The sequence below is a fragment of the Microbacterium sp. genome, from assembly GCF_046295495.1.
GTDB lineage: Bacteria > Actinomycetota > Actinomycetes > Actinomycetales > Microbacteriaceae > Microbacterium.
On sequence record NZ_JBKBNC010000021.1, the window covers coordinates 1 to 14,291 of the forward strand.

11 protein-coding genes are annotated in these 14,291 nt (G+C 71.5%); 9 read left to right on the forward strand and 2 right to left on the reverse strand.

Annotated elements, in window-relative coordinates; genetic code table 11:
- Positions 1–700: 700 nt before the first annotated feature.
- Positions 701–2,161: an NAD(P)H-quinone dehydrogenase gene (locus ACK4LS_RS09455; RefSeq protein WP_409716530.1), complete on the reverse strand. Its 1,461-nt coding sequence runs from the start codon at positions 2,159–2,161 to the stop codon at positions 701–703.
- Between the two features lie 114 nt (positions 2,162–2,275).
- Here ACK4LS_RS09455 and ACK4LS_RS09460 point away from each other — a divergent pair, with 114 nt between their 5' ends.
- From ACK4LS_RS09460 to ACK4LS_RS09470, 3 genes are all read left to right on the forward strand, one after another.
- Positions 2,276–3,109, forward strand: coding sequence for a purine-nucleoside phosphorylase (locus tag ACK4LS_RS09460; protein ID WP_409716454.1), 834 nt, complete (start codon positions 2,276–2,278; stop codon positions 3,107–3,109).
- Positions 3,106–4,941 (forward strand): phospho-sugar mutase, encoded by a 1,836-nt coding sequence (locus ACK4LS_RS09465; protein WP_409716456.1) that lies wholly within the window; start codon positions 3,106–3,108, stop codon positions 4,939–4,941. The genes ACK4LS_RS09460 and ACK4LS_RS09465 overlap by 4 nt, the downstream gene beginning before the upstream one ends.
- Positions 4,942–5,116: 175 nt before the next feature.
- Positions 5,117–6,085, forward strand: a complete 969-nt coding sequence (locus ACK4LS_RS09470) for a type IV toxin-antitoxin system AbiEi family antitoxin domain-containing protein (RefSeq protein WP_409716458.1) — start codon at positions 5,117–5,119, stop codon at positions 6,083–6,085.
- 218 nt (positions 6,086–6,303) lie between these two features.
- Here ACK4LS_RS09470 and ACK4LS_RS09475 read toward each other — a convergent pair whose 3' ends face one another.
- Positions 6,304–8,232, reverse strand: coding sequence for a BglG family transcription antiterminator (locus ACK4LS_RS09475; RefSeq protein WP_409716460.1), 1,929 nt, complete (start codon positions 8,230–8,232; stop codon positions 6,304–6,306).
- A gap of 166 nt (positions 8,233–8,398) precedes the next feature.
- On the opposite strand from ACK4LS_RS09475, the gene ACK4LS_RS09480 reads away from it, so the two are divergent.
- The 6 genes from ACK4LS_RS09480 to ACK4LS_RS09505 all read left to right on the forward strand — a co-directional run bounded on the left by ACK4LS_RS09480 (position 8,399) and on the right by ACK4LS_RS09505 (position 14,160).
- A complete protein-coding gene (locus ACK4LS_RS09480; protein WP_409716462.1) occupies positions 8,399–8,755 on the forward strand; it encodes a PTS sugar transporter subunit IIB in 357 nt (118 codons plus the stop codon).
- Positions 8,756–8,778: 23 nt separating this feature from the next.
- Entirely contained in the window at positions 8,779–9,054 is a 276-nt protein-coding gene (locus ACK4LS_RS09485; protein ID WP_409716463.1) for an HPr family phosphocarrier protein, read from the forward strand.
- Positions 9,055–9,068: 14 nt separating this feature from the next.
- Positions 9,069–10,754: a phosphoenolpyruvate--protein phosphotransferase gene (gene ptsP / locus ACK4LS_RS09490; RefSeq protein WP_409716465.1), complete on the forward strand. Its 1,686-nt coding sequence runs from the start codon at positions 9,069–9,071 to the stop codon at positions 10,752–10,754.
- A gap of 52 nt (positions 10,755–10,806) precedes the next feature.
- Positions 10,807–12,471, forward strand: a complete 1,665-nt coding sequence (locus ACK4LS_RS09495) for a PTS mannitol transporter subunit IICB (RefSeq protein WP_409716467.1) — start codon at positions 10,807–10,809, stop codon at positions 12,469–12,471.
- Positions 12,472–12,574: 103 nt separating this feature from the next.
- Positions 12,575–13,012 (forward strand): PTS sugar transporter subunit IIA, encoded by a 438-nt coding sequence (locus ACK4LS_RS09500; RefSeq protein WP_409716469.1) that lies wholly within the window; start codon positions 12,575–12,577, stop codon positions 13,010–13,012.
- Entirely contained in the window at positions 13,009–14,160 is a 1,152-nt protein-coding gene (locus ACK4LS_RS09505; RefSeq protein WP_409716471.1) for a mannitol-1-phosphate 5-dehydrogenase, read from the forward strand. Before ACK4LS_RS09500 ends, ACK4LS_RS09505 begins: the two co-directional genes overlap by 4 nt.
- Positions 14,161–14,291 lie beyond the last annotated feature (131 nt).

A 14,291-nucleotide genomic window follows, 5' to 3' on the forward strand; every position in this document is an offset into this window, starting at 1 on the left:
TGGCCGGGGGCGACCCGCCGCCGCGGCGGCGGGTGCGCGGGCGGGTGGCGAGCCGCGCGGGGCGGGTGGGGTGCGGGCTTGACCCGTAAACCGGAAAAAGCATCCGTCGCATCGTCATCCCGGCGCACGCCGGGACCCCGTCCGGGCGCGGCGCCGGTGCGGCGGTGCAGCGGCGCGGCGCAGCGGCACGGCGAGACGCCGCGCGCCCTCAGACGCATAAACGCCCTGCGCGCGCATAAACGCGCTGACATCGCGTTTATGCGTCGGAGGAGCGTTTATGGACGCCTCCACCCCGCCACCGCTGCCCACGGCGGCGGAGCGACGCTCGCGCGGAGGGCCCCTGCGCGTCCGCACGGCGAGGCATAAACGGCATCCGCGCGCAGAAACGCGATGGCAACGCGTTTATGCGTGCAGATGGCGTTTATGCCCGCTCCGCCCGATCGCGGAGCAGGCGACACCGCACAGCGGACAGCGACGCCTCACCGCACCACACCGGCGGGAGGCGGAGGTCGCCTAGTGCGCGGCACCGCGGGAGACGAACGCCGCCCACCGCCCGGCACAGCGCGAGGCGGACGCCGCCCACCGCGCGACACCCGAGAGAGGCGGAAGTCGCCTCCTGCGCGGCACCGCGGGAGACGGATGCCGCCCGGCCACGGCACCACGGGAGACGGATGCCGCGAGCGCACGGCATCCGGCACGCTCAGTCCTCGCCGGGGTCGCCGCGGTCGACGATGTGCATCGCGCGCGCGGCGTCGGTGATGCTCGAGGTGAGCGAGGGGTACACCGCGAACACGCGCGCGACCTGATCGACCGTGAGGCGACGCTCCACGGCGATCGCGATCGGGTAGATGAGCTCCGACGCCTTCGGGCCGACGATCACGCCGCCCATGACCGTGCCGCTGCCCTCACGGGCGATGAGCTTGACGAAGCCGTCGGTGATGCCCTGCATCTTCGCGCGCGGGTTGGCCGAGAGCGGGAGCTTTCGCACCTTGCCGGCGATGCGGCCCTCGGTGACGTCCTGCTCGCTGAAGCCGACCGTGGCGATCTCGGGGGCGGTGAAGATGTTCGCGGTGATGCGGCGGGTCTCGAGCGGGATGACGACGTCGCCGAGCGCGTGGAAGATCGCCTGACGCCCCTGCATCGACGCGACGGATGCCAGGGGGTAGAAGTTGGTGCAGTCGCCCGCGGCGTAGATGTTCGGCACCGAGGTGCGAGCGACGCGGTTGACGCGGATGTGTCCCGAGGGCGTCATCTGCACGCCGGCCTGCTCCAGGCCGATGCCGGCGGTGTTCGGGATGGAGCCCACCGCCATCAGGCAGTGGCTGCCCTCGATCGTGCGACCGTCGGAGAGGGTGACCACGACGCCCTCACCGGTGTTGACGACCGAGTCGGCGCGGGCCTTGGCCAGCAGGGTCATGCCGCCACGCTGGAACACGCGCTCGAGCACCGCCGCGGCATCCTGGTCTTCTCCGGGCAGCACCTGGTCGCGGCTGGAGACGAGCGTGACCTTCGCGCCGAGGTTCATGTAGGCGGAGGCGAATTCCGCGCCGGTCACGCCGGAGCCCACGACGATGAGGTGCGTGGGGACGGACTTCATGTTGTAGAGCTGCGTCCAGGTGAGGATGCGCTCGCCGTCGGGCTTCGCGGAGGGCAGCTCGCGCGGCGAGGCGCCGACCGAGACGACGAGGGTCTCGGCCTCGATGCGGTCGAAGTCGGTTCCGCCGGACTCGGTCGACACGACCACCGCACCGTTGCCGTCGAGGCGCCCGTGGCCGGAGATGATGCGCACGCCCGCCTCGAGCAGCGAGGAGCGCATGTCATCGGACTGCTGCCGGGCGAGCGAGAGCAGACGCTGGTTGACGGCGGCGAGGTTGATCGCCACCTCGGGGGTGAGGGGCTTGCCCCGGTCGTCCTTGGCGAACAGCTGCACGCCCAGGTCGCTGGCGTTGCGGATCGCGACGGCGGCGTCGGCCGTGGCGATGAGGGTCTTGGAGGGCACGACGTCGGTGATCACGGCCGAGCCGCCCACACCGGCGCGTTCGACGAGCGTCACGTCGGCGCCCAACTGGGCCGCCGACAGGGCCGCCTCGTAGCCACCGGGGCCTCCGCCGACGATCGCGACGGACTGCTTGCGCTCGAAGCTCTGCACCATGGCATCCATTCTGTCAGCGCTGACGGGCGCGTCCGGCACGGAGCCGGGTCTCGCGGCGGGTTTTCGCGGCCGACACGGGCCCGCCGTCTGGCCCGCGCGCCCGGCGGTTTCTAGAGTGGGGGAATGTCCAACAGCACTTCTCACCCGCTCGACGACCCGGCGGTCGACCCGTTCGAGGTCGCCACGGCCGCAGCGGCCGACATCGCCCGCCTGTCGGGCGTCGAGCACCACGACATCGCCGTGACCTTGGGGTCGGGCTGGGGCCGCGCCGCCGAGCTCATCGGCGAGGAGACGGCGTCGTTCCCCGCCACCGAGGTCACCGGCTTCAGCAAGCCCGCCCTGGAGGGCCACGTCGGCACCCTGCGCAGCGTCCGCACACCCGGGGGCAAGAACGTCCTCGTCATCGGTGCGCGCACGCACTACTACGAGGGCCACGGCGTGCGTCGAGTGGTGCACAGCGTGCGCACGGCCGCCGCCACGGGTGTGAAGACGATGATCCTCACCAACGGCGCCGGCGGCATCCGCGAGACGTGGAAGCCCGGTCAGCCCGTGCTGATCAGCGACCACATCAACCTCACGGCCGACTCCCCCCTCGAGGGCGCGACCTTCATCGACCTCACCGACCTCTACTCCGCGCGTCTGCGCGAGGTGGCCCGCTCCATCGACCCCTCGCTCGACGAGGGCGTGTACACGCAGTTCCGCGGCCCGCACTACGAGACGCCGGCCGAGGTGCAGATGGCCAAGACCATCGGCGGCGACATCGTGGGCATGTCCACCGCGCTCGAGGCGATCGCGGCCCGCCAGGCCGGCATGGAGATCCTCGGCTTCTCGCTCATCACGAACCTGGCCGCCGGCATCCAGCAGAGCCCGCTCAGCCACCAGGAGGTGCTCGAGGCCGGTCGCGAGGCCGAGCCCGTGATCTCGGCGCTTCTCGCGCGCGTGATCGGCGCGCTGTGAACGACCACGTCGACGCCGCGCGCGCGTGGATCGCGCAGGACCCGGATGCCGTGACCCGCGAGGAGCTCACCGCTCTCGTCGCGCGCGTCGAAGACGGGGATGCCGACGCCGCAGCCGATCTGGACGATCGCTTCTCCACCCGCCTGGCGTTCGGCACGGCGGGGCTGCGCGGAACCCTCGGCGCCGGCCCCAACCGCATGAATCGCGTGCTCGTGGCCCAGGCGGCGGCCGGCTTCGCCGCGTACCTGCGCGAGCGCGCCGGATCGGGCACTCCCACCGTCGTGGTCGGCTACGACGGGCGGCGCAACTCCGACGTGTTCGCGCGCGATTCCGTGGAGATCTTCGCCGGAGCCGGACTGAACGCGGTGCTGCTGCCGCGCATGCTGCCCACCCCCGTGCTCGCCTTCGCCGTGCGCCACCTCGGCGCCGACGCGGGGGTCATGGTGACCGCCAGCCACAACCCGCCCGACGACAACGGCTACAAGGTCTACCTCGGTGGCGCCGACGAGGGCGCGCAGATCGTGTCGCCCGCCGACGCGGAGATCGCGGCCCAGATCCAGCGGGTCGCCGACGCGGGCAACGTCAGCGTGCTCCCCCGCTCGGTCGGATACGCCAACGCCCCCGAGTCGGTCGTCGAGGCCTACGTCGCCGCCACCGCCGCCGTCGCCCCCGCCCCGGCGGGCGCCGAGGGGCTGCGGTGGGTCTACACCGCGATGCACGGCGTCGGGTGGGAGACGGTGTCGAGCGTGCTCGCCGCCGCCGGTTATCCCGCACCGACCCTGGTCGAGGCGCAGATCCACCCCGACGGACGCTTCCCCACGGTCGCCTTCCCCAACCCGGAGGAGCCGGGCGCGATGGACCTCGCGTTCGAGACCGCACGGGCCGCCGACGCCGAGCTCGTGATCGCGAACGACCCGGATGCCGACCGCCTCGCCGTGGCCATCCCCGACGTCGACGCCGAGGGCGGCTGGCGTCGCCTCACCGGCAACGAGATCGGGTTGCTGCTCGGGTGGCGCGCGGCGCGGGCGGTGGCATCGACCCGGGATGCCGCGACGGCGCCCGTGGATGCGCAGACGTCGGTGACGGACGCCGACGCATCGATGCGGGACGGAGCCCTCGAGGGTGTTGCGGGTGCGGCGGCCGACGTCGACGGGGTGGCCGCCGCGACGGCTGACGGGTCGGTCGCCGGGACGGAGCAGGATGCCGGGTCCCCGGCATCCCTCGCGTGCTCGCTCGTGTCGTCGCCGGGGTTGCAGGCCGTGGCCGAGCACTATGGTCTCGACTTCCACTCCACCCTGACCGGCTTCAAGTGGATCTCGCGGGCGCCGGGCCTCGTCTTCGGCTTCGAGGAGGCACTGGGCTACCTCGTGAACCCCGGCACGGTGCGCGACAAGGACGGGATCTCCGCCGCCGTCGCCCTGCTCGAGATGGCGGCCGAGGCGCGCGGACAGGGCCGCACCGTCGCCGATCTGATGCAGGAGTTCCGCGACACCTTCGGCGCGTTCGCGAGCGACCAGATCTCGGTGCGCGTGAGTGACGTGAGCGAGATCGCCGGGATGATGGCATCCCTCCGCGCCGAGCCGCCGACCGCGGTCGGCGAGGTCGCGGTCGCACGGATCGACGACCTGCTCCAGGGCGTCGAGGGCTTCCCGCCCGGCGACGTGCTGCGTCTCTGGCTCGATGACGGCTCCCGCCTCATCGTGCGTCCGAGCGGCACCGAGCCCAAGCTGAAGCTGTACCTCGACGTGCGCGGGTCGTCGGCGAAGAAGGCGACGCGGCGTCTGACGGCGCTGCGCGCCGGTGCGGAGGAGCTGCTGGCGACGCGGCGCTGACGGGGCGTTTCCCGGTTCGGGGCGCTACGCGTGCAACGGGGTGGTCAGCGACCACCCCGTTGCACGTTGGGCGCCCCGACCCCGGGTTCCTCCCCGGGGGGACGACCGCGCTCACTTCTCCACCGATCACGCTGCTGACGCGGCAGGGCATCGCGGGGGATGGGACGGTGGGGGTGTGTCATCGGAACACACGATCCCGCTCATCTCCCGGCAGCAGCTCGATGCGCTCGGGTGGCACTCACGACGCCTTCGCCGAGCGGTGGAAGCGGGCGAACTCAACGTGCTCAGGCGCGGAGTCTACGTCCGCGCCGCGGACCTCGCCGAGTCGACGACCGAGCAGCGGATGGTGGTGCAGGCTCACGCGCTCGCCTTCGTCTCTCGTCGCCCGCCGGTGTTCTGCGGCTCTACGGCCGCCGCGATCCTCGGGCTTCCGATCCTCCGCGATGACGGAGCGCTGCACGTCATCTCCGAGGAACCCCGCTCGCGCAGCGGCCCGGGGATCATCCGTCACCGTGATCTCGCCGACGACTCGCTCGTGGTCGAGGCGGCCGGAGTGCGTTGCACGTCCCTGCCTCGGACGGTCGTCGACGTCGCGCGACACGAATCCCGCGATGCTGCCGTGTGCGTCGCGGATGCCGCGCTTCGACAGACGGCCTTCCACCCACCGGGGACGTACGACGAACGAGCCGCCGCCGCATTGAAGGACGAGATGCAGCGCATCGCTGCGATGACGACGCGCGGACGCCTGAGAGCCGAGCGCGTGATCGGTCTCGCGGACGGACGCGCGCAGCTGCCGGGCGAGAGCATCAGCCGGCTCCGCCTGCTCGAACTCGGCTTCGCCACTCCCTCGCTCCAGGTTCCGGTGCCCGGCCCGGGCGGGAGGACGTTCTGGGTCGATTTCGGGCTCGACGACGTCGCGGCATGGGGCGAGTTCGACGGGCGCATCAAGTACCGAGAGCTGCCCGCGGCATCGGGTCGGGACGCCATCGAGATCCTCGAACAGGAGAAGCGGCGCGAAGACTGGATCCGCGGCACGACACACCGTCGATTCGCCCGCTGGGGCTGGCGCGATCTGAAGGACGCGACCACGCTCGGTCGGCGGCTCGCAGCTTTCAGTATCGAGCCGCGCCGGCGTCAGCTCTGACGCCACACCGGGGCGCGCACCGACGCCCCACGCCGGAGCGGGCCGCCCCACACCGGGGCACGCTCCGTGCACCGGGGCGCTCACCAGACACCCCAGTGCACGCACGACGCCCCACACCGGAGCGGCGCACCGACGCCCCACACCGGGGCACGCTCCGTGCACCGGGGCGCACACCGCACACCCCAGTGCACGCACGACGCCCCACGCCGGGGGCGGCGTCAGCCGTCGATCACCGCGACGAGCTCGTCGAGGAACGCCGGGAAGCTCGTGGCGCGTCGCACGATGCGCTGCACGCTGTCGCGCTCGCTGAACACCTCGACGAACTGCTCGAACACCGTCTGGAACGCCTCGCGGTCGGTCTCGCTGAACGCCACGAGCGCCACCACCTGCACACGGCCCTCGCCCCACGCGATCGAGGGATCGGCGATGCCGATCGCGATGCGCGTCTGCGTCGCGGTCATTCCCATCGCGTGCGGCACGGCCAGGGCGTCCGTGAAGGCGGTCGACGAGATCGTCTCGCGCTCGACGGCCCGGGCCACGTACGCCTCGTCGATCACGCCCTGCTCCACGAGCATCCCGCCGAGCCGACGGATGACGCTCGCCTCGCCGCCGGTGGCATCCACTCCGCGCACGAACGCCTCGGGCGAGAAGTAGCGCTCCAGCTCGTCGCGCAGGCGCGCCAGGCGCCGCCCGCGGCGGATGCGACCGGCCGCGGCCTGCACGCGCTCGACGTCGGCGTCGGTGAGGAACGGCTGGATGCGAACGAAACGGTCGCCGGGCCGAGGCGGATCGATCGTCGTGAGCACGAGGTCGGTGTCGATCGACTCCCACGCGGGGTCGATGCGCGTCTCGACCCCCACGACCTCGATCGCCTGTCCGAGCGAGCGGTCGACGCTCGAGCGCAGCAGTTCGTGCAGTTCGTAATAGCCGGGGCACACGATCGTCGCGGTCAGCAGCTGGTCGGCGTGGCGACTGCGCTCGAGGCGGCCGCCGACGTGCATCGCGATGTAGGCGATCTCGTCGTCGAGGATCGGGATGCCGAGGCCGTCCTGCAGGCCCTTGGCGATGTAGACCGCGACCTCGAAGATCATCGGGTACGTCGACTTCAGCGAGCGCGTCAGGGGATTGCGCGACCACGCCTGCTCGCGCGAGCGGAGCAGCAGGTTCTGCACGTGCAGCGCCAAGCGCAGGATGAAGTCGTCGTGGGCGATGTCGACGAGGAATTCGGATGCCGCGTTCTCGACGACCAGGCGTACGGCCACCTCGACCGCGGGATCGAGGCGGGCCCGCACGTCGTCGCCGCCCGGCGAGCCCGGGGCGACGATGCGGGTCAGCACGAGCGTCGCCAGATGCCGCAGGTCGCCGGAGCCGAGCTGCACGCCGATGTGTTTGACGGTGAGGCGGTCCAGCAGCTCGACGACCGCGGCGGCCGCGTCGGAGGAGTCGCCGCCCGGAGAGCCCAGCGCGCGGTCGCGGGTCGTGCGGTCGGCGGCGATCGCGATGTGCATCACGACGTCGCCGATCCCGATCTCGTTCACGTAGTAGCCGAGCGCCCCGAGCGCCGCGACGAGCTCGGCCTTGAACGGACCGAAGGCGCGCGCGCCGACCGAGCGCTCGCCGAGCGTGCGCCGCAGGGCGTCGAGGTCGAACAGGCCGGCATCCATCTCGTCGTGCGCGAGCTTCGACAGCAGACGTCGCTGCGCCACCTCGGTGCCGCGCAGACGGGCCGTGGATGCCGAGCGCTCCAGTGTCAGCTCGGTGCCCCCGAGCAGCCCGCGCACGCGCGACAGGTCGGCCTCCAGCGTCGCGGTGCTGACGTGCAGGGCGTCGGCTGTCTCGAAGACGTCGATGCCGTCGGCGGAGTCCAGCAGCCGACGCACCAGGGTGTGCAGGCGGTCGCGCGGGGTCCCGGCATCCGATCCCGAGATCGCCCGCAGGGCCGCGGCGGCCTCACCCCCCGCGCGATAGCCGAGGGGGCCCGACTCAATCGCCGCCCCGCCGGCGACGCGCGCGTTGATCGCGGTGACGTAGGAGCGGACACTGCGCGGGGTCACCCCGAGCGCGTCGGCCAGGGAGGCCGCGGTCGACCACTCCCCGTCCCGCAGCAGCAGGGCCAGCAGGCGGTCTTGGCGAGCTTTCGTCGTCACGATCCGTCCTCCGCACCGCCGACGTGTGGCAGCGCTCCCTCCATCCAACCACGCGGACCCGATCGCGGCGCGGGCGCGGCGGCATCCATGTTCCGGGGGGTGGGAAACGAACCTGGTTGTCTCCTGTGAGCACGTTCCGCACAATCGAGAGGAAGGAGGCGGGTCGATGAGGATCCTCGTGGTGTGCGGCGCCGGTGCGTCGAGCACATTCGTCGCACAGCGTGTTCGTCACGCCGCCCACGATCGCGGCCTCCCCTACTCCGCGCAGGCGGGGACCGTGAGATCGCTCCCGAACGATCTCGACACGGCCGACGTCGTTCTCGTCGGTCCGCACCTGGCCCCCGAACTCGAGTGGATCAGTCAGGATGCCGCGACTCGAGGTGTGCGTGTCGTCCTACTGCCCGAGGACGTCTTCTCCGACCTGACCGGAACCCGCACGTTGAGCCTCGTGGAAGAGGCCCTCGGCGCGCGGGACCCCCGCGGACACCGTCGATCCTCCCGGACCGACACCGACACCGTCTGACCCGCCGCCGGAAAGGAACCGCCATGCCCCAGATCACCCGAACGGTCCGCATCGGATCGTCGCACGGTCTGCACGCGCGCCCCGCGAAGCTCTTCGCGCAGGCGGCCAAGGAGTCCGGCATCCCCGTCACCCTGATCAAGGACGCGGGCAAGCCCGTCAACGCCGCGAGCATCCTGGGCATCATCGCGCTGGGGCTCGAGCAGGGCGACTACGTCACCCTCACCGCCGACGGCGACAACGCCGACGCCACGCTCGAGCGCCTCGCCGAGCTGCTGACCACCGACCACGACGCCGAGTAAGGAAACCAAGCACCATGACGGAACTCCGTGGAGTCGGAATCGGCCTGGGCGTCGCCCAGGGACCCATCGCGCGCATGGCCGAGCCCCTGCCCGCGCCGAAGGACGCCCCCAGCGAGCTGACGGTCGAAGAGGAGACCGCCCGCGTGCGCGAGGCCGTCGCCGCCGTGGCCCGCGAGCTCGAGGCCCGCGGGGCCGAGGCCGGCGGCGCGGCACGCGACGTGCTCGAGGCGCAGGCGATGATCGCCGAAGACCCCACCCTGGAGGCCGAGGTGGACTCCCGCCTGGCCGCGGGCAAGAACGGCGAGTTCGCCGTGCACGACGCCTTCGCCTCGTTCCGCGAGCAGCTCGTCGCGCTCGGCGGTTACCTCGGCGAGCGCGCGGCCGACCTCGACGACGTCGCCCAGCGCGTCATCGCGCGCCTGCGGGGCGTCGCCGCCCCCGGCATCCCCGACCCCGGCCACCCGTTCGTGCTCGTGGCGAAAGACCTCGCCCCCGCCGACACCGCGCTGCTCGACCTCGACAAGGTGCTCGCCCTGGTGACCACCGAGGGCGGTCCCACCTCGCACACCGCGATCCTCGCCCGCGAGAAGTCGATCGTCGCGGTGGTCGGCGCCGCAGGCGCGAAGGACCTCGTCGACGGTCAGCCCGTGATCGTCGACGCCGCCGCCGGGGTCGTCACCGTCGACCCGTCCGACGACGAGAAGGCTCGCGCGCTCACCCGTGCCGCGTCCCGCGCCGCCGCGGCATCCGCTCCCATCACCGACGGCGCCCTCGCCGACGGCACGAAGGTGCCCCTGCTCGCGAACCTCGGCAAGCCCGGCGGAGCCGCCGAGGCCGTCGAGCTCGGCGCCGAGGGCGTGGGCCTGTTCCGCACCGAATTCCTGTTCCTCAGCTCCAGCTCCGCCCCCACGGTCGAGGAGCAGCGCGCCGCCTACATCGAGCTGCTCAGCACCTTCCCCGGCAAGAAGGTCGTGGTGCGCGTGCTCGACGCCGGCGCCGACAAGCCGCTGCCCTTCCTCAACGACGCGCACGAGGAGAACCCGGCGCTGGGTCTGCGGGGCCTGCGCGCCCTCCGCGCCAGCGAGGACATCCTGCGCGAGCAGCTCACGGCCCTCGCCGAGGCGGATGCCGCGACCCGCAAGACCGAGGCCGGCCCCGCCGACCTGTGGGTGATGGCGCCGATGGTCTCGACCGTCGAGGAGACGCGCTACTTCACCGCCCTCGCCAAGGACTACGGCCTGAAGACGACAGGCGTCATGGTCGAGGTGCCCTCGTCGGCCCTCCTGGCCGATCGCATCCTCGACATCGCGGACTTCGCCTCGATCGGCACGAACGACCTGACGCAGTACACGCTCGCCGCCGACCGTCTGCTCGGCTCGGTCGCGTCGTTCCAGGACCCGTGGCATCCGGCCGTCCTCCGCCTCATCCGCGAGGTCGGGGCCGCGGGCCGCGCCCACGGCAAGCCCGTCGGCATCTGCGGCGAGGCCGCGGCCGACCCGCTGCTGGCCGTCGTGCTCGTCGGTCTCGGCGCCACCACGCTGTCGATGGCCCCCACGGCCCTCGCCGACGTGCGCGCCTCCCTGCTCACCCACACTCTCGACGATGCCCGCCGCATCGCCGAGGCCGCCCTGGCCGCCGATGACGCGGCCTCCGCCCGAGAGGCCGCTCAGGCAGCCTCCTCGAACACCGTCGCGGCGTGAGCCGCATCCCCCACCCGGCTTCGGCCGCAACGCTAGTCAAGGAGACACAGCAATGACGACGACGTCACCCGCAAAGAAGCCGGGAGGAGCACGGATCGCCGTACAGCGATTCGGTACGTTCCTCTCCGGCATGATCATGCCGAACATCGCGGCGTTCATCGCATGGGGTTTCATCACCATGCTCTTCATCCCCGCCGGATTCTTCGGTGCCAACAGCCCCTTCGGCTGGCACTGGGCCCCGGTCGCCGAGATCCTCGGCGGTGGCGGTGACGCCGCAACCATCCAGTGGCCGGGAGCTGCGACCGCGCTGACCGCGAACGCGGACGGCAGCACCTACCAGGGCTACGTCGGCCTGGTCAGCGTCATGATCACCTACCTGCTGCCCCTGCTCATCGCGAACACCGCTGGACGCATCGTCTACGGCGCGCGCGGTGGCGTGGTCGCGACCATCGCCGTGATGGGCGTGATCGTGGGCACCAACATCCCGATGTTCCTCGGCGCGATGATCATGGGCCCCCTCGCGGCCTGGATCACCAAGCAGATGGATAAGCTGTGGGACGGCAAGATCCGCCCCGGCTTCGAGATGCTCGTGAACAACTTCTCCGCCGGCATCCTCGGCATGATCCTCGCGATCGTCGGCTTCTTCGCCTTCGGTCCGGTCTTCCTCGGCATCAGCACGGTCCTCGGCGGCATCGTCGCGTTCCTCGTGCAGTTCAACCTGCTGCCGGTGCTGTCGATCATCGTCGAGCCCGCCAAGGTGCTGTTCCTGAACAACGCCATCAACCACGGCGTGTTCACCCCGCTCGGCATCGAGCAGGCGGCGGAGAGCGGCAAGTCGATCCTGTTCCTCATCGAGGCCAACCCCGGCCCCGGTCTGGGTCTGCTGCTGGCCTTCACGTTCTTCGGCGTCGGCGCCGCCAAGGCCTCGGCCCCCGGCGCGATCGTCATCCAGTTCCTCGGTGGCATCCACGAGATCTACTTCCCGTACGCCCTCGCCAAGCCCGCGACCATCCTCGCGCTCATCGCCGGTGGCGCCGCGGGCGTCGCGACCAACATGATCTTCGGCGGTGGCCTGGTCTTCCCGGCCGCTCCCGGCAGCATCATCGCCGTGACGGCGGCCGCCGCCGGTGGTGGCGTCGCGAACGTGCTCGTGGTCTACCTCTCGGTGGTCGTCGCAGCCGTGGTGACCTTCCTCATCGCGGGCATCATCCTCCGCGCCTCCCGCAAGCGCGACGCCGAGGCGGAGGGCGACAGCTTCGCCGCCGCGATCGACCAGACCGCCGCCAACAAGGGCAAGGAGTCGTCCACCCTGGGCGCGCTCCGCACCCGCGCGGCCGGCACGACCGGTTCGGGCACCACCGACTCGGCCGACCGCGACGTCGAGGGCGCCCTCGGCGGTCTCGGCGGCGGTGTCGCGACGAAGCAGCTGAACAACATCGTGTTCGCCTGCGATGCCGGCATGGGCTCCTCGGCCATGGGTGCGAGCGTCCTGCGCAACAAGATCAAGAAGGCCGGCATCGACGGTGTCACTGTCACCAACCAGGCGATCGCCAACCTCGACGGCTCGGCCGACCTGGTCATCACGCAGAACCAGCTGACCGACCGCGCGAAGGCGCAGTCGCCGGGCTCGATGCACGTGTCGGTGGACAACTTCATGAACTCGCCGAAGTACGACGAGGTCGTCGAGATGGTCCGCGCACAGCACGAAGCCAAGTAACCCCTAGCACGCCAGGGGCCGGAGCGTCAGCCCGGCCCCTGGCGTCTTCCCGTTCGGCCCGCGTTTTGCGAGGCTGGACAGCACGACGAGAAAGGCGAGAACCATGTCGAACGTCCTCCGCATCGAATCCGTCCGCATCCACCCCGGGAGCGCCACCCGCGAGGAGGCGATGAAAGAGGCGGCCGACCTGCTCCAGGCCACCGGCTCCGTGACCGACGAGTACTTCGCCGCCATGCAGCAGCGCGAGGAGACCGTCTCGACCTACATGGGCAACGAGCTCGCGATCCCGCACGGCACCAACGAGACCAAGCAGGCCATCCTCGCCTCGGGTCTGTCGGTCGTCCGCTACGACGGCGGCGTCGACTGGGGCGGGGAGCCGGTGACCTTCGTCGTCGGCATCGCCGGCAAGGGCGACGAGCACCTCGAGATCCTGTCGCAGATCGCCATCCTGTTCTCCGAGGAGGACGACGTCGCGCGCCTGAAGGCCGCCTCCTCCCCCGAGGAGCTCTACGAGGCCCTCTCGGGCTCCGTCAACGCATGAAGGCCGTCCATTTCGGCGCCGGCAACATCGGTCGGGGCTTCGTCGGTCTGCTGCTTCACGAGGGCGGGTATGAGCTCGTCTTCTCCGACGTCTCGGCGGCTCTCGTCGAGGCCATCAACGCGGCATCCGCGTACACCGTGCACGAGGTCGGAGATGGCGGTGTCGACAAGACGGTGACCGGTTTCCGCGCGATCGACAGCTCGGTGGATGCCGAGGCCCTGGTCGACGAGATCGCCACCGCCGACGTGGTGACCACGGCCGTGGGCCCCACGATCCTGAAGTTCGTCGCCCCGCACATCGTGGCGGGCCTGGCTCTTCGCGACCCCTCCCTGGCGCCGCTGCAGATCATGGCCTGCGAGAACGCGATCGGCGCGACCGACCAGCTGCGTCAGCACGTCGTCGACATCGCCGGCGAATCGTGGGACGCCCTGGCCTCCCGCGCCGTGTTCGCCAACACCGCCGTCGACCGCATCGTTCCGGCCCAGGCCGTGGGCGGCGTCGACGTCACCGTCGAGCCCTTCTACGAGTGGGCTATCGAGCGGGCCCCGTTCGGCGACACCCCGCCGCACATCCCCGGCGCGCACTTCGTCGACGACCTCGAGCCCTACATCGAGCGCAAGCTCTTCACCGTGAACACCGGTCACGCCACGACCGCGTACTTCGGCGCGCAGGCGGGGATCGAGCGCATCTCCGACGCTCTCGCCGATCCGGCGATCGCGACGAAGGTCGAGGCGGCGCTCGAGGAGACCAGCGCGCTGCTCGTGCAGAAGCACGAGCTCGACGCCCAGGTGCAGGGCGAGTACCGCGCGACGATCCTCCGCCGCTTCCGCAACGCCGCCCTGCCCGACACGGTGTGGCGCGTGGGCCGACAGCCGCTGCGCAAGCTCTCGCGGCACGAGCGTTTCATCGGCCCTGCCGCCGAGGCGATCGAACGCGGCCTGCCCGTCGACGCGCTCGTGGCCGCGATGGCCGCCGCCCTGGAGTTCGAGGATGCCGAAGACGCCCAGGCCGTGGACCTTCAGCAGAAGCTGCGCGACCTCGACGCTGCGGCGTTCACCGCCGAGGTGACCGGGCTCGCGCCCGAGCACCCGCTGTCCGCGCGGATCGTCGAGATCGTCTCGAACCGTCAGGCGGCGCTGACCGCCTGAGGTCGCGAATCCGACCGCCGACGCGACGCCCCGTGCGCCGCGTCGGCGGTCGTCGTTTCCCGGGTTGTCCGCGACCACTCCACAGTCGATGTTCCCGTCCCGTGTGACCGGCCGGCGCGGGGCTACGCTCG

Excerpts from the sequence above, each read along its gene's own strand:
- ACK4LS_RS09455 (WP_409716530.1), bottom strand. The coding sequence starts at position 2,161 with ATGGATGCCATGGTGCAGAGCTTCGAGCGCAAGCAGTCCGTCGCGATC.
- ACK4LS_RS09460 (WP_409716454.1), top strand. The coding sequence starts at position 2,276 with ATGTCCAACAGCACTTCTCACCCGCTCGACGACCCGGCGGTCGACCCG.
- ACK4LS_RS09480 (WP_409716462.1), top strand. The coding sequence starts at position 8,399 with ATGAGGATCCTCGTGGTGTGCGGCGCCGGTGCGTCGAGCACATTCGTC.
- ACK4LS_RS09485 (WP_409716463.1), top strand. The coding sequence starts at position 8,779 with ATGCCCCAGATCACCCGAACGGTCCGCATCGGATCGTCGCACGGTCTG.
- ptsP (WP_409716465.1), top strand. The coding sequence starts at position 9,069 with ATGACGGAACTCCGTGGAGTCGGAATCGGCCTGGGCGTCGCCCAGGGA.
- ACK4LS_RS09495 (WP_409716467.1), top strand. The coding sequence starts at position 10,807 with ATGACGACGACGTCACCCGCAAAGAAGCCGGGAGGAGCACGGATCGCC.
- ACK4LS_RS09500 (WP_409716469.1), top strand. The coding sequence starts at position 12,575 with ATGTCGAACGTCCTCCGCATCGAATCCGTCCGCATCCACCCCGGGAGC.
- ACK4LS_RS09505 (WP_409716471.1), top strand. The coding sequence starts at position 13,009 with ATGAAGGCCGTCCATTTCGGCGCCGGCAACATCGGTCGGGGCTTCGTC.